The 22,749-nt window shown below is 46.1% G+C and carries 16 protein-coding genes; 4 read left to right on the top strand and 12 right to left on the bottom strand.

From position 1 onward, the window contains the following. Positions 1-249: 249 nt before the first annotated feature. A complete protein-coding gene (rimI, locus tag AAJP47_RS12905) occupies positions 250-774 on the top strand; it encodes a ribosomal protein S18-alanine N-acetyltransferase (RefSeq protein ID WP_346718300.1) in 525 nt (174 codons plus the stop codon). 72 nt (positions 775-846) lie between these two features. Here rimI and AAJP47_RS12900 read toward each other — a convergent pair whose 3' ends face one another. From AAJP47_RS12900 to trxB, 3 genes are all read right to left on the bottom strand, one after another. Beyond that, positions 847-1,299 (bottom strand): MerR family transcriptional regulator, encoded by a 453-nt coding sequence (locus AAJP47_RS12900; RefSeq protein ID WP_346718299.1) that lies wholly within the window; start codon positions 1,297-1,299, stop codon positions 847-849. A gap of 66 nt (positions 1,300-1,365) precedes the next feature. Further along, entirely contained in the window at positions 1,366-2,163 is a 798-nt protein-coding gene (gene aat, locus AAJP47_RS12895) for a leucyl/phenylalanyl-tRNA--protein transferase (RefSeq protein WP_346718298.1), read from the bottom strand. Further along, positions 2,164-3,186 carry a thioredoxin-disulfide reductase gene (trxB, locus tag AAJP47_RS12890; RefSeq protein ID WP_346718297.1) on the bottom strand — a complete coding sequence of 341 codons (1,023 nt, stop codon included), beginning with the start codon at positions 3,184-3,186 and terminating at the stop codon, positions 2,164-2,166. A gap of 557 nt (positions 3,187-3,743) precedes the next feature. Here trxB and AAJP47_RS12885 point away from each other — a divergent pair. Further along, positions 3,744-7,223, top strand: coding sequence for a DNA translocase FtsK (locus AAJP47_RS12885; protein ID WP_346718296.1), 3,480 nt, complete (start codon positions 3,744-3,746; stop codon positions 7,221-7,223). Between the two features lie 453 nt (positions 7,224-7,676). After that, positions 7,677-9,170, top strand: coding sequence for an amidase (locus tag AAJP47_RS12880; RefSeq protein WP_346718295.1), 1,494 nt, complete (start codon positions 7,677-7,679; stop codon positions 9,168-9,170). Positions 9,171-9,324: 154 nt separating this feature from the next. Here the strand turns inward: AAJP47_RS12880 and AAJP47_RS12875 are convergent, their stop codons facing one another. The 8 genes from AAJP47_RS12875 to dapC all read right to left on the bottom strand — a co-directional run bounded on the left by AAJP47_RS12875 (position 9,325) and on the right by dapC (position 18,756). Continuing rightward, positions 9,325-10,215, bottom strand: coding sequence for a DODA-type extradiol aromatic ring-opening family dioxygenase (locus tag AAJP47_RS12875; protein WP_346718294.1), 891 nt, complete (start codon positions 10,213-10,215; stop codon positions 9,325-9,327). A gap of 82 nt (positions 10,216-10,297) precedes the next feature. Beyond that, entirely contained in the window at positions 10,298-10,786 is a 489-nt protein-coding gene (gene rlmH / locus AAJP47_RS12870) for a 23S rRNA (pseudouridine(1915)-N(3))-methyltransferase RlmH (RefSeq protein ID WP_346718293.1), read from the bottom strand. Positions 10,787-11,090: 304 nt separating this feature from the next. Continuing rightward, positions 11,091-11,636, bottom strand: coding sequence for a DUF421 domain-containing protein (locus tag AAJP47_RS12865; RefSeq protein ID WP_346718292.1), 546 nt, complete (start codon positions 11,634-11,636; stop codon positions 11,091-11,093). Between the two features lie 182 nt (positions 11,637-11,818). After that, entirely contained in the window at positions 11,819-12,334 is a 516-nt protein-coding gene (locus AAJP47_RS12860; RefSeq protein ID WP_346718291.1) for an ABZJ_00895 family protein, read from the bottom strand. Positions 12,335-12,473: 139 nt separating this feature from the next. Further along, complete coding sequence (locus AAJP47_RS12855) at positions 12,474-14,534, bottom strand: D-alanyl-D-alanine carboxypeptidase/D-alanyl-D-alanine-endopeptidase (RefSeq protein ID WP_346718290.1); 2,061 nt, start codon at positions 14,532-14,534, stop codon at positions 12,474-12,476. Positions 14,535-14,684: 150 nt separating this feature from the next. Further along, positions 14,685-15,299, bottom strand: coding sequence for a 3'-5' exonuclease (locus tag AAJP47_RS12850; protein WP_346718289.1), 615 nt, complete (start codon positions 15,297-15,299; stop codon positions 14,685-14,687). A 113-nt stretch (positions 15,300-15,412) separates the two neighbouring features. Beyond that, entirely contained in the window at positions 15,413-17,449 is a 2,037-nt protein-coding gene (locus AAJP47_RS12845) for a DUF294 nucleotidyltransferase-like domain-containing protein (protein ID WP_346718288.1), read from the bottom strand. Positions 17,450-17,523: 74 nt separating this feature from the next. Beyond that, positions 17,524-18,756 (bottom strand): succinyldiaminopimelate transaminase, encoded by a 1,233-nt coding sequence (gene dapC / locus AAJP47_RS12840; RefSeq protein WP_346718287.1) that lies wholly within the window; start codon positions 18,754-18,756, stop codon positions 17,524-17,526. A 260-nt stretch (positions 18,757-19,016) separates the two neighbouring features. Between dapC and AAJP47_RS12835 the strand changes: the two genes are divergently transcribed. Beyond that, a complete protein-coding gene (locus AAJP47_RS12835) occupies positions 19,017-19,697 on the top strand; it encodes a hypothetical protein (protein ID WP_346718286.1) in 681 nt (226 codons plus the stop codon). Between the two features lie 247 nt (positions 19,698-19,944). On the opposite strand, the gene glnD is transcribed toward AAJP47_RS12835, so the two are convergent. Beyond that, positions 19,945-22,692 (bottom strand): [protein-PII] uridylyltransferase, encoded by a 2,748-nt coding sequence (gene glnD, locus AAJP47_RS12830; RefSeq protein ID WP_346718285.1) that lies wholly within the window; start codon positions 22,690-22,692, stop codon positions 19,945-19,947. Positions 22,693-22,749: the final 57 nt, after the last annotated feature.

Raw genomic sequence — 22,749 nt, 5'->3', positions numbered from 1 at the left:
CTTCGCTATTCGTGAAGGCGGCCGTACGGTAGGCGCAGGTGTTGTTGCTAACGTATTAAACTAATCAATAAGTCTCAACAATGAGCTTATGAGTTAGTCATAAAGAAAGCCATCCTAAACAGGGTGGCTTTTTTTTGGGTGATTGAAAAGTGATTTGATCGTATAAGTTATAATATTATCTACATTAACCATGATTACTTAATATAGAGTCTGTTATCGATTGAAAATCATAAAATAAAAGGACATACCGTGTTTACGATAGAGGATATATCAACCAATGTCGCCGCTTATGATGAGATAATGCAAGCGGTAGCAGATATAGAGACAATAGTTCAGCCGCATGACGCATGGACTTATCAGACACTCGCAACCTTGCTTGAGCAAGACAGTATGAAACTTCTTGTCGTTTATGACAAAAAGCAGGGTGATTCTTCAGTAGCCAATGCGTGTATCGATGATAATGAGACTAATAGTCAGCTAGTTGGCTATTGCTTATATCAAGTGCTATTTGAGCAGGCAGAGATTTTACGTATTGGTACCCATCCTGACTATCAACGCCAAGGTATTGCGTCACAATTATTTGAGGAGCTAACTGCTCAATTAAAGCGCAGTCAAGTAGTGCATCTTTTGCTCGAAGTGCGTGCAGATAACGCGCCTGCCATAGCCTTATATGAACAGCAAGCATTTGCCATAATCCATAGACGTAAGGGCTACTACCAACGGTCGGGACAGTCGGCAATTGATGCTTTGATTATGCAGCGGGTTTATGATTGAGGGTAGGAATGTAGAAAAGGTTAAAAAAGTCGGAATCAATAAATGAGTTAAAATAAAGAAAACACACTTCAATCAATCAGAGCGATTGTGAGCATCAGGCTGGTATTTCTTTTTACATATTTCTATATCAAGCTTACTGCCATGCTCTTTTTTCATCTGCTCGAGCACCTCGATACGTTCGGTGAGTAACGCTACTATGACGCTGATATTGGCTTGCTGTTTTCGCACTTGCGTCAGTTTTTGCTGAATAATCGTCAATTGTAAATCGATATCGAGCTGACCGTCGTAGTAATCATTGAGATTCTCTCTGATTTCGGCGAGCGTAAAGCCAATCGCTTGTGCGCTTTTTATCAGCTCAATACGTTCTACGCATTCTGGATGAAACTCCGTATACAAACGAGAGCCTGCTTGACGTTTGCGAGATTTTAATAAGCCCAATTGGTCATAATGACGAACCGTATCCTTGGTGGTATTGGCTTTGGTCGCGAGTGCGCCAATTAATAAGAAAGAGGTGTCAGGGGTCATAATAATCTTACTGGTCAGTGGTTATAAATAAAGAGTAAAAGGAGAAGAGTTCGATACTACTGCCAATTATTTTATATGGAGTTGCCAAGGCGCTGGTGTATCAAGTAACGCGACTGAAAGTGGTTGGTGCGAGTCGTTTTGCCATTTGACCGAGCGCGTACTGATTAGGGTATCCAATTGCGTTAAAAAATCAGCTCGCGGCCATGTGGTAGCACCCAAACTTATCAAATGATCGTTTGGTAACTGACAATCAACCAGCGCGATATGACTTTGTTCACATAAGCGCATCAAACCCCAAAAGGCGATCTTTGAAGCGTTAGAAGCTTGATGAAACATCGACTCACCAAAATAAATACCACCAAGTCTTAAGCCATAAAGCCCGCCAATCAGCTGCCCGCTCTCATTCCAAACCTCGACACTATGCGCAAAGCCTTGCGCATGAAGCTTGGTGTAGGCGTCAATCATCTCATCATGAATCCAAGTATGCTCGCCCTCGGTCAGACTATCGCTGCGCGGTAAACTACAGGCATGAATCACCTCATCAAAAGCCTGATTTAGCGTTAATTGCCAACGTTCACGATGGGCTTGTTTACGTAGCGACTTGCTCGGTTGATAGTCGGTCGGTACCATCACACATCTGGGCTCAGGACACCACCAAGCAATCGGCTCATCTTCATTGAACCAAGGAAATAAGCCTTGTGCGTAAGCGGAAATCAGCGTGTCAGGCGCCAGATCACCGCCCATCGCCACGAGACCAACACCTTTAGGATCGATAGAAGCTGGATGAGGGAAGTCATAACGCCCAAGACTTTTTAAAGTCTCAGGCGTGATGTTTTGATTAGGCTGTGGTGAGGCGTGACTCATTTATGATTCTTTGTCAGCGGTCAAGGTTGATGCATAGGTATGATCGGTTGCCGTTGCTTCACCGATAGCATCCAAGTATTTTTCAGCATCAAGCGCGGCCATACAACCTGTACCAGCCGAAGTAATGGCCTGACGATACACATGATCAGCGACATCGCCAGCGGCAAACACGCCTTCAACACTGGTTTGTGTGGCATTACCCTGTAAGCCGCTGTTGACGATCAAATAACCGTCTTTCATATCAAGCTGATCTTTAAATAGCTCTGTATTTGGCTTATGACCAATCGCGACAAACATACCCATGGTATCTAGGGTTTTGGTGCTGCCATCAAGCATCGATTCGATAACAACGCCATTGACGCCCATATCATCGCCGACCACTTCTTTGACTTTGTGATTCCACTCGATTTTGACATTACCGTTTTTGGCTTTTTCAAACAGTTTGTCTTGTAAGATCTTTTCAGAGCGTAAGCTATCACGGCGATGTACCAGCGTGACTTCTGACGCAATGTTAGACAAATATAAGGCTTCTTCAACGGCTGTATTACCACCACCAATCACTGCAACTTTTTGGTCTTTATAAAAGAAACCATCACAAGTGGCACAAGCGGACACACCAAGCCCTTTAAACTTGGTCTCTGATTCTAATCCCAAGTATTGAGCAGAGGCACCTGTTGAGATGATCAACGCATCACAAGTGTAATTGCCATTGTTGCCCATTAACTGAAACGGGCGCACGTTTAGGTTCACTTCATTGATATGATCATAAACCAGTTCGGTACCAAAGCGTTCGGCATGAGCTTTCATACGTTCCATCAAGGCAGGACCCGTCAAATCATGGGCATCGCCTGGCCAGTTATCGACTTCGGTTGTGGTGGTTAATTGACCACCCACTTCCATGCCAGTGACCATGACTGGCTTTAGGTTAGCGCGCGCCGCATAGACGGCAGCGGAGTAACCTGCAGGGCCTGAGCCTAAAATAATGAGCTTTTCGTGACGTGGAGCTGTCGTGTCAGTTACCATGAGTTTATCCTTGCTAAATATAAGAATGAAAAATGTAAGTGATGAATATCATAAGAGACAAATTCAAAAGTTGCTACGAATGTGGTTTTTCTAATTGCTGTGTGATAATAACATAAGGGCATAGGCCAGAAAGTGCAAGTTTGCTAAAACAAACATAGGTATCATTAGAATTAAAGCATGTCTGGCTTGAAACAGGACGGCGATAAATACTCTATACGTTATATGGCTTTCGTTATAAATGTCGCTCATTGCTTGTCAGTAGCTTTTGCAAGAGAGGCAGTTTTATACCAAAATGCGGTATTGACGTATTTACTTGCACTCTTTCTTTAGAAGACAGTCGCCACTTTCCCTATCTATTTGTTATTATAAGAAGTTATGCCAAGTGTGATAAAGGCCAAAAGCCAATTGCTGTATAAAGTAGCTGTATACAGTAATTGCCGTTGATAATGGCGTTTAAACACTTTGCTCAGCATTTTATGTCAGCACTTTATGTCAGCATGATTAGACTTAGTCATGAGTTGACGACCATTTAGTATTAATAACAAGGCAGATCTTACGTGATATCAGCACCGCTTATTGAGTATTTAAAAAAAGGAATATTTACCCTCCTTGGGTTAATACTGGCCGTTTATCTGTTTGTCATTTTGATGACCTATACAGGCAACGATCCTAGTTGGTCGCACATCAGTAGTGACATGACGACGATTAACAACATGGGCGGTGAGGCGGGCGCTTGGTTATCTGACTTGCTATATAGCTTTTTTGGTTTTGGCGCATGGTGGCTGCTGGCATTTGTGATTTATGAGTCTATTCTAATTTGGTGGGACAATAAGCCCACCTTTTGGCTCATGCGGGTGGTTGCTTATGTATTTTTATTATTAAGTGCCAGCGCCTTATTTGCACAGTGTGTGGCATTGGTTCAGCAGATCACAAACCCAGCGGCGACCGCGCTTGAAGGTGTGGCGGGCGGTATTATTGGTCTTGAATTGCAAGTCCGTTTGGCTCAGCTGTTATCGCAGTGGGGGAGTGTGCTTTTCTTGGCCGTGTTTGTCGTTATCACTGCCACTTTTGCCTTTAATATTCATTGGATGGCGCTTTATCAGAAGGTGACAGCGCTGTCTTGGTTTGGCTCAGGGGTAAAAGACCAAGCGCTTGAAGCGGATGAGCAAGCAACATCACAAAATAAGGTGTTAAACAAAGATAACAATACCGCCTCATCCAATGAGACACCTCAAGAAGGGCCTGCATACGAGCAGTTGCCGCTGACATTGCAGTCTGCGGGGCACGCTGAAACAAGTGATAACAGCGGCCGATTTAATAATGTATTGTCTGATTTTTTGACGAAGTCAGGGCTTGCCGATAGTGTAAAAGCGTCTATCGCAGTGGCGCAAGCCAATACAAGCAGCCAAACGGCCTCATCAGACCCTGCACAAGACAATTATTCAGAGACAACAGTAGCGACGCCGAACATGAATGGTGCGACGACCGACAGTACGATTGGTCAATCGCGTGTATCAACAGCGGCAAGTCCCGCTCCAGCATCCGTTCGTAAAGTGGAGCCAAGCTTTGCATGGAATGATGCCAATACGGTTGATGATCTATTGGCAAGCGAACAAGCCGCTTATTACGCTGATAGTATGACTGAGCCCGCTACGTCGGCTGTATCAGATTCTATATTGTCATCTGAGACAAGCGTTGATTCAATAAATGAAGAACCGACAGAATCTGCACCGCATACAGTGGCAGCTCCGTCTATGGGTCAGACAGAGGTTCAAACAACGGTTAGACCAAAGACTAACATCGTGCAGCCACCCGTTGACGCATGGGCATATAGTGACAGCATTAGTCCTGAATCTGTTGCACCTGCATTAGACGACTCGACGGCGACCGTTGATAAAGTTGATACCTTAGCAGATGCGTGGTTAGCAGAACATGCAGAGGTATTGGAACCGACCATATCTAAATCTAAGCCTAATTCTAAGCCTAATTCTAAGTCTGACGCTAGCTGGACAAATAGCGTTGCTGAGCCACCTTTGCAAGCAGCAGTAACGCAGCAATCTGAAGCAGCACTGGCTGACGAACCAGTTACGTCTTCGCACTCTGACTCCGCTAACAAGCAAACCAATGAAGCTTTTGAGACCGCGTCTGAAATAACGGCACATTCTAGTAAACAGGATGATTCGGTATCTAATACTAATACTGTGTCTTCAGTCGAGGTTGACAGCCCAGTCTCGTTACCAGTCGCGGAAGTTGCTTCTGCCTCTAGCGTGGTTGACATGACGCCCACCAATACACCGCCTACCAATCCAAAAGCGGCACCAACGGTGGAAGCTATTAACCCTAATACAAATACCCAACCAGTCGCTGCTAAACCAACGATGAGTTTTGCTGTACCCGAAGGCGATAGTAGCAATCACATCACTGATATGATGCCAGACGATGGTGATTATGATAATAACGAGACTCACACTCCAGTCATGCCCCACATCAGTGATGATGCAGCATTCAGTCAAAAATCACGCTCGATGCAAACGGCTCAATATCGCAGTAGTCTCACGCCCATTCCAGAGATGTCTATTCTTGATAAACCTGATCCTGACCGTAAGCCCAGTTATACCCTCGCTGAGCTTGAGCAACTCTCTGAGCTGCTAGAGATTAAATTACAAGAGTTTAATGTAAAAGCCTCGGTGGTCAATGCCATTCCGGGCCCAGTGGTGACCCGTTTTGAAGTAGAGCTGGCTCCTGGTATCAAAGCCAGCAAAGTGACGGGCATTTCACGTGACTTGGCGCGCTCACTCTCGATGGCGTCCCTACGTGTGGTTGAGGTGATTCCGGGCAAGCCTTATATTGGTATCGAAGTACCCAATAAACAACGCGAAATGGTGCGTTTGATTGAACTACTGAATACCGATAAGTTTAAAGATCCCAAAGCACAAATCAGTATGGCAATGGGTAAAGACATTGGCGGCAATCCGATTATCACCGATCTTGCGCGTGCGCCCCATATGTTGGTGGCGGGTACGACTGGCTCTGGTAAATCTGTATTGGTTAACTCAATGCTATTGTCAATGCTACTCAAATATACGCCGAATGAGCTGCGCTTGATTTTGATTGATCCAAAACAGTTGGAGCTTGCCAACTACAATGACATTCCGCATCTGCTAACGCCTGTAGTGACTGACATGACCGAAGCGGCCAGTAGCCTGTCATGGTGTGTGGCAGAAATGGAGCGTCGTTATCAATTGATGAGCTTGCTCAAGGTGCGTAAGCTCAATGAGTTTAATAAAAAGGTTATTGCGGCGGAAAAAGCAGGTAAGCCGATGCTTGATCCTTTATGGCGACCCAATGACAGCGTGAGCATTAGCCAAGCGCCTAAGCTAAAAACCTTACCCATGATTGTCATTGTCGCGGACGAATTTGCCGATATGATTATGCAAGTCGGTAAGCAAGCAGAAGAGCTGATCACGCGCTTGGCACAAAAATCGCGTGCGGCTGGTATTCATTTAATGCTCGCCACCCAGCGTCCGTCTGTAGATGTCATTACTGGTTTGATTAAAGCCAACATCCCGGTGCGTGCTGCTCTACGTGTCAACTCAAAAGTTGATTCACGCACGATTCTAGACAGTGGGGGTGCTGAGGATATGTTGGGCAATGGCGATATGCTATTCTTAGGGCCTGGGCAGATTGAGCCAGATCGTGTGCATGGCGCGTATGTCAGTGATGAAGAGGTCAACCGTGTCTGTGATGCATGGCGTGAGCGCGGTGCCCCTGACTATATCGATAATATGGCAGGCAACTTTGAGCTATCTAGTCCAGGTGGCAATGGTGGTGGCTCAAATAACGCGTCTGGTGAGGATGATGGCCTATATAACGATGCAGTTGCCTTTATTATGGAAACGCGTAAGGTTTCTGCCTCTAGTATCCAGCGTAAATTCAGTATCGGTTATAACCGTGCCGCCCGTATTGTGGATTCGATGGAAGAAGCGGGATTGGTCAGCTCCATGGGCAAAAGCGGCAAACGTGAACTGCTTATGTAGTGGCTATAGTCGATACACTTCAAAAGTGTTATAGCGCTACTAGGATGAATGTTACGCAGCCTCTGTCGGCATAGGCACAGCACGCAAGTAAAATTTGTGCTAGTAGCGCGTTTAAATTTATATAAGCGTTTTAGTTCCAACTGGCTCATAGCGAGTTTGCATAAACCGTAAATGACAAAAAGCGAGTTACGACAGTGGCTCGTTTTTTTTATTGCCCTTTTAGTTATCGTTGCAGCAATAAATACAAATATAGTTGGGTCAAAATAAAATAGATACGTTAATAGCCACGTGCTACTGGTATAAATTTTACTTGCGTGCTGCTAAACAGGGGCTGCGCAAAATTCATCTCAGTAGCACTGTATCGGTTTTAAAGTAAATCGACTATAGTATGGTTGTTCGATTATCCAGTAACCCGATATACTAACTGCAATTATTTACCACGGAAGGTCGGTTATGTTTAAAGAATATACCCAGTACGATGCCCTAGGATTGGCGGCACTTGTTAACAAAGGTGAAGTAAGCGCCAAAGAAGTATTGGACGCTGCTATCTCCCAAGCAAACACACTCAACCCAAAACTGAACGCTATTATCCATCGGTTTGATGAGCGTGCTTATAATGCGGCGCAAGCGGGATTACCGAAAGGCGTGTTCAATGGCGTGCCTTATCTGTTAAAAGACTTGTCCTTTAGCTTCGCAGGCGAGCCTATAACAATGGGCAGTCGTAGCGTCAATATTGTCTCAGAGAACGACAGTGAAATCGTTAAACGCATGAAAGCCACGGGCGTCAATACCTTTGGGAAGACCAATACGCCTGAGTTTGGTTTGATTATCACCACGGAACCAAAAGCGCACGGCGCCACGCACAATCCGTTTAAAAAAGGCTATAGCTCAGGTGGTTCTTCGGGCGGTAGTGCGGCGGCGGTGTCGGGTGGCATTGTCCCGATGGCAGGCGCGGGCGATGGCGGCGGGTCGATACGCTTTCCGTCGGCTTGGTGCGGTGCATTTGGCTTAAAGCCAAGCCGTGGTCGTAATCCAATGGGTCCCAAATATGGCGAGGGCTGGGAAGGGGCGGTTGCTGATCATGTGATTACGCGCAGTGTGCGTGATAGTGCGGCGATGCTGGACGCAACGAGCGGGGCTGAGATTGGTGCGCCCTTTATCATTGCGCCGCCAGAGGGCACGTTTTTGCAAGCGGCCATGCGGGCGCCGCGGCAGTTGACCATCGCGTTACATCAAAAACCATTGATTGCCAATACGGTCGTGGACAAAGACGTACTCGCTGTACTTGAGCAGACCGCCAAGCAATTAGAGGCCATGGGTCACCGTGTGATACCGGCTGAACCTAATATCAATATCGACCAGTTTTGGCACGATTTTATGGTCGTGGTCTGTACTCATACCGCTTTTACGATTGACAATATTGAGCGTGACTTTGGTGCCGCGCATATCAAAAACTTAGAGCCACAAACGTACAACATGGCGCTACTGGGGCGCTCGTTATCGGCAGTAGACTTGGCACATGCCAAACATGGCTGGCACCACAGTCAATATCAGACGGGCTTGCTACTTGAGACTTATGACATGATTTTATGTCCAACAGTACCCACACCAGCTGTCAAGCATGGGGTGTTGCCACCAAGTCGTATGGACGAGATGATGATGCGCAGTGCTGAGATCCTCAATAAAGGCTTTGATATGGGCAAATATGCCTTTCGCTCCGGTATGATCGAAAAGCTGAGCCAGCCAGTACTGGGTAAAATGGCATTTACCTTATTGGGCAATGTCACAGGACTGCCAGCGATGTCTCTGCCAGTAGGCATGAGTAAAAAAGGCTTGCCTATCGGTATGCAACTGATCGGACGGATGAATGATGAGGCGACGCTATTGAGTGTGGCAGGTGAGATGGAGCGAGCAGGTTTATTTACCAAACCCGCGTTTGAAAAATAGGGGTTTTGCTATAGTCAGTTTAGAATAAAATGGTTACGTTAATAATCCCGTGCAACTGCCATAAATTTTCCTTGCGTGCTGTTCATACAGAGGCTGTGAAAAATTCATCCCAGTCGCATTGTATCGCTTTGATAAAGACAGCTTAGGTGAGAGCTTAATCGAAGCGATAGATATCCATCCCCAAACTATGATGTGCCATGCTTTGATGAACCACAGAGACACGTTGTCCTGCGCCCAAGGCAAAAAACAGCGGTAGCAAATGCTCATCACTTGGATGGATATCTTTATAATTAGGATACTGTTGCCAATCTAACGCGGTTGGAATATCAATCTTGAGCTGCTGTAGTAACCACAGTTTAAAAGCTTTTGCTGCCTGATCGATACTGTCTGCTTGCCAGCGTAGGGCTTGCAAATTATGGGTAATATTGCCTGAACCGATAATCAAAATTTGTTCTTGGCGCAGTTTTGCAAGCTGTGCGCCCAACTGATAGCAAGCGACACTGTCGTAGTGCTGGGGCAATGAGATTTGTACGATAGGCACGTCTGCCTGTGGGTACAGATGTCTGAGCGGCGCCCAAACTCCATGGTCGAGCACCCGCACAGGGTTCGCGCTGCACGTAATACCGCGCGCAGTGAACTGATGGGCAAGGGCTTCGGCAAGCTCGGGCTGACCTTCGGCTGGATATTGTAACTCGTACAGCTCAGGCGCAAACCCGGAAAAGTCATGCCAAGTCTTGGGCTGCGGATTGCTGCTGACTTCAAGCTTTGCTGACTGCCAATGCGCGGACATAATGACAATGGCACGCGGTTTGGGTAGGTTTTGCCCGATACGCGCCAGCGCACTGGTGGTAGCCGACTGCTCAACGGCAAGTGTTGGCGCGCCATGTGAGATAAATAGAGCGGGCAGCTTTGCCAAATTTTTGGCCGTACTGACAGCATCAAACACGCCAGCAGCTGTGATAGGTGGCGGCGTGTCCTCGTGTGAGTCATCACGTTGAGAATGGGGATAAGAGGCGTTGGGTGTTGCGCGTTTTGGATATTTCATGTTCCATTTATTAGGGCGCACGCCCGTTTTTCAATCCGTTTTTTTGGAGATAATTCAGATTAAAATCACAGTTCTAGCAGATTTAATTACCACGGTGGTAAGGGTGATTGTTGTTGATGCTCATTGCTCGATATAACTGCTCCATCAATACCACCCGTACCAATGGGTGCGGCAATGTCAGCGCGGACAACGACCATTTCACGTCAGCTTTTGCCAATACCTCTGGCGATACCCCATCTGCGCCGCCAATAACCAACGCAATGTCGTCACCCTGCTGCATGGCGTCTGACAGTTTATCAGCCAAGCCTTCTGTCGATATCATTTTACCTTTAACATCTAATACCCATAATTGCTCACGTCCCGATGCATTATGCGCTGCCAATATGGCTTGGCCTTCTTGCTCACGGTACTGAGCCAAATTGGCATCCGAAGGGTTTTTCGCCCGTTTTGCCGCCGCGATTTCGATGATTTCGGTGGTGAGCATCGGCTGAATACGTTTGTGATATTCATCAAAACCCGTTTGTACCCAACTGGGCATCCTATTACCGACGCTCAAAATTCTTACTTTCATAGTTTCTGCCACTCTTACGACGTTAATCAATTGATGGGTATTATAGTTGATCTCAAATAAAAGCAGCACAATCCTTATAATCGTACTGCTCGGATAATAGATTTTCACTTACTGTGCCGTTGCTTGATTTACCTTTGCTTACTGTGCCCTTGTTGTGCTCTGGCTAGAAGAAGCGGTAAAAATTTATCCTAGCCGCACCGTCTCCACTTTATAGTAGGTGTATTCGCTAAAACTGTGTGGTTCCAATACAATGAATTAACGGTTTTTCGGTGTTTATTTTAGCCGCTATTTGAAGATTTAAGACTTACATCAAAGGCGCAATGGTTTCGGAGACAGATTGTTGTGAGTTCTCATTGTCGTGAGTATCACTCGGACTTGGCTTTGGAATAACGTTCAGCTTTGCGTCTGACTCAAAAACGATGGCTTCCACATTATCAAAACTGTTTATGCCCTCAGCGCGCATAGCAGATTCCATTTCCTGTCGAGTGAGCCTTTCAGTGCGCATCGCCTCTTGTAAGAACTGCCCTTGATAAAAAACAATGCGTGGTTCGGACAAAATAAAACTGCTAAAGTGCGGTGAGATAGAGGCGTATTTGGTAACCATAAACTGCAAAAGGTAGAGCACCAAAATAGAAGACGCCCCTTCAATAAAAGGTATTTCTCTGAGTAAAATGGTACTGGCTCCTAGCGAGCCAATCATCACCGTTACCACCCAATCAAAGTTATTGAGCTGTGAGGTAGAGCGCTTTCCTGAGACTTTGGTTACTAGTACGATTAAGACATATATCATGGCAGCCGTCAGTACAATACGCGCCAGTTTGTCTATATGGTCAAAAAAAAGCATGTCCATGAATATCGCTCCTACGCTATAAATAAAACCATTTATTGCTAAATGTATAAAGATTAAGCCGATTAGCCTAACGGATTTTATGTCTTAAAAGGAAAAGTTTTGTAGTCAGTCATAGGTATTTGAGAAGTCTCAAGCTGTTTAATGACGTTTAGAATTTAGTAATGCTCTGAATGGAGCAAAACTTAGACCGTTCTACGTTTGGGATCCAGCAAACGATTGAGCGCCCAAATACTAATGCGTGCGCTAACCAGTGTCAGAACCAATATCATGATGAATGATGAGAGCAGCGGTAGTGGCTGTTGTTGCGTCATTTCAATCAAGACTTCGCGGCTGACGGCATCAAACAACCAAAACCAAATTGCCAAAAAGTAAATAACCGTCAATACCCAAACGGCTGCGACACCGCCGATTACCAAGCGATTGATCTCACCTCGACCCATAGCGCGCTGCTGGTGTTTGATAAATTTATGTACCGCGATATAAGCGCCAACAATAATAGAGAGCACCATGACCAGTTGGGCATTCAGCGCTATTTGGGTTTGAATTATCATAAATATGGCGCTGGCAAGCACAAACCCCACCGTAAAGAACCCAACATATTGTGCCAAGCTGGCCCACGCGAGCGGAGGATTTTGCGCCAATCCGTTATGGGACACATGTGCTTTAGATTTACTAAGAGTAGGTGTCTTGCGTGACATAAGCTGACCTTTATTAGAGCAAAAATAGAAAATAAAAACGACCCTGATGTTAGATTTTTGCTTTTGAGCTAAGCGCTGCACTTGCTAACTTTTGCGCCACTAACCCGCGTTTTACAGTGGCTCAAGGGATTAGTGAAAACTAGTGCTGCGCGGTCCAGTCAAGCATCGCATCCAACACGGGCCGAGCAGCATAAGGATTCAACGCCTGATCGCTGTTAATCAGCCCCACGACGACATAGTCCTGTCCTGATAGACCTTTGACATAGCCTGCCATCGACGTCACATTGTTCAAGGTGCCGGTTTTGATCCAGGCGCGACCAATCGCTGACGATTCAGGCAATCGATCACTATGAGCCGCAATAGTACCACTGACGCCTGCCACGCCTAAAGCGTTGACGTAGGCATCAAAGTTTGGACGATTATAAGCATACGTCAACAGTTCGCTCAAGTTGGCAGCGGTAATCGTACAGTCGCGGCACAGCCCTGAGCCGTTGGTCAGATGCGGTGGCGGCGTTTTCAAGTGGTTTTGCCACCACTGGTTGATTGTCTGTAAGGTTGCCGGATAATCAGTTGTCGTAGGTTGACCAAATTGGTATAAGCTACTTGTTTTGTGGCTAAAGAGTTGATTATCAACCTTTTCATTGTTTACTTTTTGATTGATGGTGTTTTTAGGACTGCCGCCTTTTTTGGTATTCAATGAAGCGTTGTTGTCTTGATGATAGGCGCCTATTGATAAGGCTACTTGCTCCGCCATGACATTGTTTGAAAAGTGATTGATATCATAAATCTGCTGTCTTAGATTCAGTGAGGGATAACTGACAATGGGCAGCGGTGACATGGGTAGTGCCGCTAGACCGTGAGCGTGCTTGGTCTTTTCTGCGGCATTATAAGGGGTTTCTTGAGTGATAACGCGGCCGCTCAGCGTATTACCGAGCGCTTGCCATTTGCCAGCGATGACACGAGCGGCAAATGCCTTGGCATCGGGATAAGCGATATAAAAAACATGCTCTTGGCAGCGGTCTGGTAGGGACGCGTTTAATACCAATCGATTGGTCTGCCACTTAGGCGCGAGACTATAGCGGGCTTGCCCACAAGCCGCTGAGCGTGTATTTATGAGGTTTGGTAGTTGATAGTTCGCGAGTGTCGGCTCATAAGTCAGGCTGGCTTGACCGTTACTCATCGGATAGGTTTTGATACCAAGGGTGCTAAAGTTGACCAAAAAACCATCTGGGCTGGCATTGTAGGGACGCAGTGGATCATTATCAAAGGCGGCAGGGTTTTTTGTCACGTTGTGAAAAATGGCGCTATCGACGACGATATCACCGTCGATATGGCGAATGCCTGAGGCTTGTACTTGGTACAGTAGCTGTTCTAATCGCTCATGGGTCATTTTGGGATCGCCGCTACCTTGAATGACCAAATCGCCATATAGACGATCATTCACAATCACACCAGTATGGTAAACCCGCGTATGCCAGACAAAATCCGCGCCCAGCATATCTAAAGCGATAAAGCTGGGAACAAGCTTCATGGTGCTGGCAGGTGTACGAGCGATGTCAGGCTGATGACTCAGTAACGGCGAAAAAGAGATTTTGAGCGATGAGGAAGCGCTATGGGTTTGATTGTTTTCACTTCCATTGCCATTGCCATTGTTATTAGCATTATTGTTTTCATCGCCCGTCTCTTGAGGGCTGGTAGATGAAGAAGGGGCTGAATAATAATGATCAGGAATGAGCGTCGGTACACTCTCCAAGCTTTGGTAGGTATACGGGTCGTCAGTATAAGCGTGTATTTTTTGTTCGTGCTTTTTGATTGTGCGCTTTTCAATAGTAACTAATGCGCTATGTTGATCAAAGGCGCTATGGTGACCAGTAGTCGGCTCTACGCTCTGTGAGCCGTGGCTATCGACAACTTGAATAGGCGCAGGAAGGTGGCTGGCATTCTTGTCGCCGACTGGGGTGATGACGATACTAATATCTTGCTCTGATAAGTCCGCTCTTGATAAGGCGGCTTGAATCGCTTGTGGCAAAGCCGCTTGAGCGCTGAGTGGCGCTACGATGGTGGTGGCTAATAGAGCAAGCCAAGAGGCACGTCTGCGGGTTTGAAAAAACGCTGGTAAAGGATTTCTAAACGCTTTTGGTTTGGTGCGAACGATGGTGTCATTACTAAGGGGGCGGGCGCGTGTAGAGGTAGGTTGCATGAGCATCTGTCTGTCAGGTAAAAAAAATGGCTCATGGTAACACGAGTTGCTGTTTTCGCGTAGAAGCGAAGTCCAGTAGAACCATCTTCTTTTAAAGTAGAGCGACGATAAACTGAACTGGCTTTGAATAAAAATGGCTGTGAGTATCACTCATCCACGTGAGCGGAGATGCAAAAACGCCATGGCAGTCATAATCGCATCGTTATAAGCATCATGCGCATCCAGCTCAGGAATGCCATAATGCGCCAAGATATTGGCCAAACGCTGTGATTGATTCGGGATACCTTGCGTACGGTCGCCCATGCGTTTGCTATATAACTGACGCACATCGATGACTTTATTCGGCAGCGCCGTGCCCATATAACGTTTGACCACAGGGTTTAAAAACCCGATGTCTAATTGCGTACAGAAACCCACGATGGGTCGATTGTCTATAAACGGTAACAACAGTGCCAACATCTCATCATAGCTCATGCCGTGCTCAACATCGGCGGTACGCAGTCCATGAATGACAATGGTATCGCGGTCTGGCATCACAGGCGGCTTGCAGACCACGTGCATACCGTTACCAGTATCGATCGTATTGTCGTTAATATGAATCGCGGCGACAGATAAAAGATGGTGCTTTTTTGGATTGAGCCCCGTCATTTCACAGTCAATTGCGACCCACTCATTGGCAGCGGGTTTGGTAAACATCGAGGCCAGCTCTGGACGCTGTAGCTGGTTCTTTTGCCACGTGCCTGTTAATTGTTTTAGCCAACTCATGACGCTTGCCCATCCCTTTAAGTCAAACACTCGTTATAAACTCTCGTTAGCGCTCTTTTATCAAAAAAGCTTTTGTCATAAGGCCTATGTCAGAAGGTTTTCATTAACAGCCGTTAGTTAGCAATCTCTAATTGATAGTGCTGACGTAGCTGTGTTTTAAAGCTTTTGACCACCGCCAAACACTCTTTTAACAAGTCGCGCTCAAGCGCGGTTAACGTCATTGGGTTGACTTGGCGTGCGTGCCGATCATCGGTTGAGAGGGCGACGGACAAACGCTGTGCCATAAAAAACTCTAAGGCTTCTAGCAATGTATCCGCTCGCTCTTGGGTCAAGGCCTGTGCTTGCACCAATGCTTTGAGGCGATTTTTGGTACTTGGAACCTCTAAGATATCGTTTTCTAATGCTAAGGTACGAATACCGTGAACTAAGGGAAAGATCCCTGCTTTTTTGAGATCAATGTCTGACGATGCTGATTTACCGCCCAATAACGGCACAAACTTTTGCCACCACTGATTGACATCACCGAACTGTAGAGCGGCGCGGGCAAACTGCCGTACAAACATAGGGTCTGACTGACGATGGGCCGTTTTTAGATGCTGACGCACCTGTACCAATAGGGATTCGTCACCGCAGACGTATTCCCCATCGAGTATGGCAGATAAGTAAATACCGTACATCGGCTCTGTGTTTTTAAACCATACCCCAATCTGTGCATGAAACTGTTTTAGCGGTTGTCGCCACATTGGGTTGCTCATCATGATATTGCCATCGCATAGGGGATAGCCGAGACTCGCCAAATGGGTGTTAAAGATATCTGCAAACTGCGCCAACTCTGGATGAGTGTAGCCGTCGCGTATGATGAGGGCATTGTCTTGATCCGTACGCATGATTTGTTCGCCGCGACCTTCTGAGCCCATGACGATGAGGCACGTATTTTCGATGACTTCTTCAGGTACGATCATCTGCCAAAGCTTGGTGAATACTTGGGCATTTAAAGTCTGTACCATACGGCTGATGTTACCGATTTTGACCCCATTTTGATGCTGAGCACGAATATAACGACCGATCAATTCAACGGCAGTATCGAGGCTGGATAAGTCTTTTGCTTGTTCGATTTGAATACTAATGAGCTGCGAGTGGTGGCTGATGTGAGCGAGCATGTCGCTTTGTCCCAATATACCAACCACGTCGCCATTTACGTCAATGACGGGCAGTCTATGAATACGATAGCGGGTCATGGTTAGCATGGCGTCACCAATCTCATCGCTCGCTTTGATGGTACGTAGATTGAAGTTGGTATAACGCTGGCAAGGAGTGGTCATCAGGTCTTGCTGATCACTTACCGCACGGCAGATATCGGTATCGGTAAGAATACCCAATAGACGGTCTGCGTGCTCTATGCCATGTGGTGAAGATACGTCGTTATTTGCATGATCTATGGGTCGCACCAGTACGTGTTTTAATCCCGCTTTTGTCATAGTGCGGGCAGCATCGAATAAGCTGTGGTTGGCATCGACTAGGTGTACTGGCAACAAGGTTACATCCGTTACTGGTTGCAGCATAATTTGCTGCACTTCTTGCTGATTGTTATAGCTTGTGCGATCCATGGTTTTGCCGCTACGGCGTTGCTGTAGGGCTTTTAATCGTTCAGGCAGCTTGTCTGATAATAGCTGACGCACCAGATGGTTTTGTGCACTGATTTTGTCGATGGCACTGCCAGCCACTTGCAATAGTAAGGTGTCTTCGGCGGCTCTAAACTGATAAGTGGCTGTGGTTTTGTGACCCGTACTATCTGTGTCATCTGCTTGTCGGCCTGACTTATCAATAGGTTTAGAATTAAGGCTTTTAGAATCAGGAAAGTCAGAGCCAAGCCGTTTAGAGTCACGAGATTCGGGTGAGCGCCGACTGTCGAACCAATCGTTATTGTTGGCTTCCTCAGCGTGATTGCTGCCCAAGTAGGAAGCCACAAACTCTCCGTCAAGCAGCTGCTCAATCCGTCCTTTAATCACCACATAAAGATACTGCAATTCTTCTGGTGGCAGACTCTCGTTTTTGGCAAGGTAGCGAATTTGAGTGCTTTTTCGGATGCTTTGACGCTCAGCCAAACTTAGAACATCGAAGGGAGGCTGGGTAAAATCAAGATGGGGCATGGCATCATCCTTGATGGCATATCGGCAAGAGCATTTACTATAGCATCATTTCAGGTATCTATTATGATTCTTGTTTAGGCGCCAAGCAGCTGACGAATGCGACCAATCGCTTCACGGCTTTCATCGACACTTGCGACCAGTGCAACCCGCACGAAGCCTTTTCCAGGGTTGTGCCCATCGATTTCACGAGACAAATAGCGACCTGCCAATGCATGAATGTTGACCTGCTCATACAAGGCTTTGACAAACACTTCATCATCACCTGCGAATTGCTCAGGGACTTTTATCCAAAAGTAGAAACCAGCCTCAGGCATCCGCAGCGTCAACAAATCACCAAGCTCAGCCATCCATAAGGCAAACTTTTCTTGATACAGCTGGCGGTTATGTATGACATGGCGCTCATCTCGCCATGCGGCGATAGAGGCGAGTTGATGCGGTATGGGCATCGCACAGCCCTGATAGGTGCGGTATTGCAAGTAAGCTTGCAAAATTTTGGCATCACCCGCCACAAAGCCTGAGCGTAGACCGGGTAAGTTTGAGCGTTTGGATAAAGAGTGGAACACGACACAGTTTTTAAAATCATGACGACCAAGCGCGGCGCAAGCCTGCAATAAGCCAATGGGTGCACTATCAAAATACAGCTCGCTATAGCACTCATCACTTGCAATGATAAAGCCGTATTGATCAGACAAGCGAATGAGATATTCCCAATCATCCATCGTCATGACCGAGCCTGTCGGATTGTTTGGACTACAGACAAACAAGAGCTGCGTGCGAGTCCATATCTCCTTGGGTATCGCGCGATAGTTGCCTTTAAAATCATTATCAGAGGTACACGGCACAAAGTAGGGCGTTGCCTGTGCAAGGATCGCCGCGCCTTCATATATCTGATAAAACGGATTGGGCATGATAACCGTTGGTGGCTGATCGGACACTGACAATGCATTGTCTGTTGTATCGATTGCTTGGTGATCAATCACCGCTTGCACCAAGCTGAAAATGGCTTCACGGGTGCCCATAACAGGCAATACTTGCGTCGCGGCATCGACATGATGTAAGAAAAACCGCTTCTCAAGCCAATGAGCGATGGTTTGGCGCAGCTCAAATATCCCATTGGTGGTCGGATAATGACTTATTTTGTCCAAGTTTTCCTTTAGCACGTCCAAAACGAAGGTGGGTGGCTCATGTTTTGGCTCGCCAATTCCTAGTTTGATTTCGCTATAGGCTATGGCTGGCGTGCTGTTCGCAAGTAATGTTGCCATCTTTGCAAAGGGATAAGGGTGTAGAGCAGCTAAGTTGTGATTCATAATTAGGGTAACTATAATAGACAATTAAATAATAAAGTTATAAAGAAAAGTTACATTCCAGCAGTGTGGCAATTCTCTTATTTTTTCTTTTTTTCTCATTGTAAGACTGTTTGTTGAACTATAAATTCTCATCATTCACTAAGTCACCATCGATCGTGTGGGACTTAAAAGCGTTGAATAAAGCTTATCAATTGATAACTTATATTAATATAAAAATCGCTGTCAGTCTTAATGATAAATCATTATAAGGGTAATTTGATATGCTTAGTGTTCCCAAAACTGACGAACCAGACGCCAAAAATATTGATGATAATACGGTTGATAGCGTTGACAGCCATCAGCATCATACTCAATTGTATGAGCTATTGAAACAACGAGAACAGTACTGGTGGCAGGCGCGTCAGCAGTTACTCATTTATAAAGAAAGAAAGATGGTTTGGTATAGTGAAAATAGTTTTATGATGTGGTTGCTTTGGCACTTGGTCGGTTATGTAGTAGTCGCCATGGTACTAATGCTAATTGGCAACCTGTTGGGTATCTCCTTACCTATGTGGCAATACATCACTTTATTTATTTTACAAACGGCTATTTTTGTCTCTATGCTGATGGCCAAAGGACGAACAGCGAGCCAATTACAACGCAAAATCGATAAAGAAGAGCTAGTAAGCGAAGAAGCATTTAATGAGATGGTTATATTGGCAGAGGACAGTCTGTTTCCCGATGTACATGCCAATGCCCCTATTTCTTTGCGCCAGCTGTATAACTATTTTGACGGACAGTTTCATCTTGCCAGTTTACACGGGTTACTACAAAAAGAAGTGGATGTAGGACGCTTGTTATTAACTCAGCAGCAGCTAGATGCAAAGATCTTACCTCCTGATCTTGCTGACGATGAACTTGATGAACATGCCAGTGAGATAATATATAAAAGCATCATATAAAAGAGATTGCGTAAAGCATAGCCTTATTCAAGAATGCTTTAGGCAATCCATCTCTTTTCCAATCCATTCCGTTGTCAATCAACGTCTCCGTTCATTAAAGCTTTGATAAGCCCATGCCGCTGCCGATTAAAGCTCTATCTATCAAAGCTTTTATCAACTCAATTCGATCTTTCATGAATCCCAGCTTTTACGAATCAATGTCTTAATGAATTAAAAACCTGTTTCATCAAGGCACCGATTGCTGATATCAGATTACGTTGATTTCTTTTTGTACACTCAGGCTGGCAAGTAGAGCTGATTTTAAGCTATTAAGCCTATCGCTAGATAGGGGTTCGTCATTTTGGTCACTGATGTAGAACATATCCTCGGCACGCTCGCCTAAAGTGGTGATACGCGCCGCATGGACTTCAATTTTTTCTTGCAAAAATACCTGCCCCACGCGTGCCAGTAGTCCTGGTTGATCGAGCGTCTCTAAACTCATGATGTGCTGATCTGACGCTTCATTAAACTCAAAACCAATCATCGTAGTGACCTCAAAATGTCTGAGCTGGCGCGGCATGCGCTTGTTGGTCAGCTTCAAGACCGTTGGGTCTTTAAAGGCATTGATCAGACGCTGCTTAAGCTCTTGCTGACTCTCTTCATCCACCAACAGCGTACCGCTAGGATCAAGAAGCACGTACGAGTCCAAAGCAAAGTCACGAGTGGCTGTAATGATGCGAGCATCCAAGACGTCCAGATTCATCTGGTCAAATACGGCCATCGTCACCGCAAATAAATTTGTCTGATCTTGGGTATAGACAAAAACCTGTACCGCATCAAGTGCCAGCTCGCGGTGCTCTCGCAACACAACCAATGGCGGACTATCAGCATTGGAAGCCAAACCAATGGGCGGATGGTTTAAGATGGCTTCGGTATGCCATAAAATATCTTCTGCAATCTCACGCAGAAAGTATTCATCGCCAAGATCATCCCAGAGTCGCAATACCTCGTCGCGATTCATGTGCTGATTGCTGACATTGTCGAGCATCTCTAGGGTTTGCTTGCGCGTGGCACTGATCATGTCTTGACGGTTGGTGGGCGCGTCTATATCAGCGCGCAAAATGCGCCGCGTTTGCGAGTACAACTGCTTCATAAGAGTGGCGCGCCAGCTGTTCCACAACTGTGGATTGGTGGCATTCATATCAGCAACGGTTAACACATAAAGATGATTGAGATGGGTCACGTTGCCCACTAAATTGGCAAAAATAGTAACGACTTCTGGGTCCGAGATGTCTTTTTTCTGAGCCGTCATCGACATGAGTAAATGATAGCGAGTCAGCCAACCAACCAGATTGGCATCTGCCAAACTCATACCATGTGCCAAGCAAAAATCAATCGACTCTGTTTGACCAAGCTCACTATGATTGCCGCCGCGACCTTTGGCAATGTCATGGAACATCGCGGCCAATACCAGAATCTCTTTACGCTCGATACGTTGAAAAATGGAGCTGACCAATGGAAAGTCTTCATAAAAACGCGGGTCAGTAAAACGGTGCAAAATTCGAATCAAGAACAGGGTATGCGCGTCCACCGTATACCGGTGAAACAAATCGTATTGCATCAAGCCTGTGACTTGCGAAAACGCCGGAATATAGTTGCCTAAGACACCATAGCGATTCATGGTACGCAGACGATGGAACAAATAATTTTGTTCTTTTAAATTGGCCAAAAACAACGCTTGATGGGCAGGATTGTCACGATACACCTGATCGATGCCGCGCGCCGCGATTTTGAGCGCGCGTAACGTATGGGTACGGACGTTTTTGATGCCGTATTGACCCATCAACAAAAACATCTCTAGAATCGATTCAGGATGCTGGGCAAATACCCTATGATGCGACATGGAAATCTGGTCGCCAACTTGGTTGAAGCGGGCATTGATTGGCTGTTTTTTCGGGCGCTCCTCATCGGGTAGATGCGGCTCGATAATCGTCTCATAGTAATGGTTGGTCAACATCTCAGACAGGGTTGAGATCTTCATGGCACAGCGATAATAGTCACGCATGAAGCGCTCAACCGCCGCATTGGGTTGATCGTCTGGCTGGGTCTCATAACCCATTAACTGAGCAATTTCACGCTGATAATCAAACAGCAACTTGTTTTCGTTGCGACCAGTTAAAACATGCAAGTAATGGCGTATTTGCCACAAATACCCTTCTGCAAAATTTAGCTCGTCGAACTCTTTTTCTGTCAAAAAGTTCTGCTGTACCAAGTCATAAAGCTTGCTGACGCGAAAGTAACGTTTAGTCACCCAGCCGACAAGGTGGATATCACGCAGGCCACCAGGCGCATTTTTGATATTTGGCTCAAGATTATATTCTGTGGCATTATGCTGTAAATAACGCTCTCTGGCCTCTGCGACTTTTACATCATAAAACGCACGGGGCGACCACTGTTTATTGACGATTTGAACGGGGACGTTTTGCAGCGCGTCATTACCTACCAATAGCCGAGCTTCTAGCTGGGCACTGGCAATCGTATGATCAAGAGCTGCCTCCAACGCATCATTCACGCTGCGCACGGAGAGGGCAGGCTCTAACCCAATATCCCAAAGCATCGCCACCAATTTATCGATCTTACTGCTCGTCTCAGTGTCTATCTCATTAGGAGAGAGCAGCAAAATATCAATGTCTGAATAAAGCGATAGCTCACCGCGGCCATAGCCACCTGTCGCAAACAAGGCCAAATCGGTCTTATCTAATTCAAACCAAGTAAACAAAGCGATGAGTAGCTCATCGATTGCGCAGGCGCGTGCCGCCACCAGTTGGCGAATATTGACACCGCGCTCAAGCGCCCGACTGATATCGTCATTGATTTGACTCAACCATTCAGGGATGCCCAATAGCGATTTTTCTGTCGCACTGGCATTCGCTGGTCGCGATGAGTCGATCGCGCTATCATTTGATAATAGAGGGAGAGGCGTTAGATCATTAGAGGCGACATCACAATTAAACATGAGTGTTATCCAAATAAGAATTTAAAAATAAAGCGTTAAAACTATAAATGTAAAGCT

The organism is Psychrobacter halotolerans (assembly GCF_039680845.1).
In the GTDB taxonomy this organism is placed as follows: domain Bacteria; phylum Pseudomonadota; class Gammaproteobacteria; order Pseudomonadales; family Moraxellaceae; genus Psychrobacter.
This window is presented reverse-complemented; position numbering and strand designations above follow the sequence as displayed.

Coding starts and splice junctions, on each gene's coding strand:
- AAJP47_RS12850 (WP_346718289.1), bottom strand. CDS start 15,299: ATGAGTTGGCTAAAACAATTAACAGGCACGTGGCAAAAGAACCAGCTA.
- AAJP47_RS12835 (WP_346718286.1), top strand. CDS start 19,017: ATGCTTAGTGTTCCCAAAACTGACGAACCAGACGCCAAAAATATTGAT.
- AAJP47_RS12875 (WP_346718294.1), bottom strand. CDS start 10,215: ATGAAATATCCAAAACGCGCAACACCCAACGCCTCTTATCCCCATTCT.
- AAJP47_RS12855 (WP_346718290.1), bottom strand. CDS start 14,534: ATGCAACCTACCTCTACACGCGCCCGCCCCCTTAGTAATGACACCATC.
- AAJP47_RS12865 (WP_346718292.1), bottom strand. CDS start 11,636: ATGGACATGCTTTTTTTTGACCATATAGACAAACTGGCGCGTATTGTA.
- trxB (WP_346718297.1), bottom strand. CDS start 3,186: ATGGTAACTGACACGACAGCTCCACGTCACGAAAAGCTCATTATTTTA.
- aat (WP_346718298.1), bottom strand. CDS start 2,163: ATGAGTCACGCCTCACCACAGCCTAATCAAAACATCACGCCTGAGACT.
- rlmH (WP_346718293.1), bottom strand. CDS start 10,786: ATGAAAGTAAGAATTTTGAGCGTCGGTAATAGGATGCCCAGTTGGGTA.
- AAJP47_RS12880 (WP_346718295.1), top strand. CDS start 7,677: ATGTTTAAAGAATATACCCAGTACGATGCCCTAGGATTGGCGGCACTT.
- AAJP47_RS12845 (WP_346718288.1), bottom strand. CDS start 17,449: ATGCCCCATCTTGATTTTACCCAGCCTCCCTTCGATGTTCTAAGTTTG.
- glnD (WP_346718285.1), bottom strand. CDS start 22,692: ATGTTTAATTGTGATGTCGCCTCTAATGATCTAACGCCTCTCCCTCTA.
- dapC (WP_346718287.1), bottom strand. CDS start 18,756: ATGAATCACAACTTAGCTGCTCTACACCCTTATCCCTTTGCAAAGATG.
- AAJP47_RS12900 (WP_346718299.1), bottom strand. CDS start 1,299: ATGACCCCTGACACCTCTTTCTTATTAATTGGCGCACTCGCGACCAAA.
- AAJP47_RS12860 (WP_346718291.1), bottom strand. CDS start 12,334: ATGTCACGCAAGACACCTACTCTTAGTAAATCTAAAGCACATGTGTCC.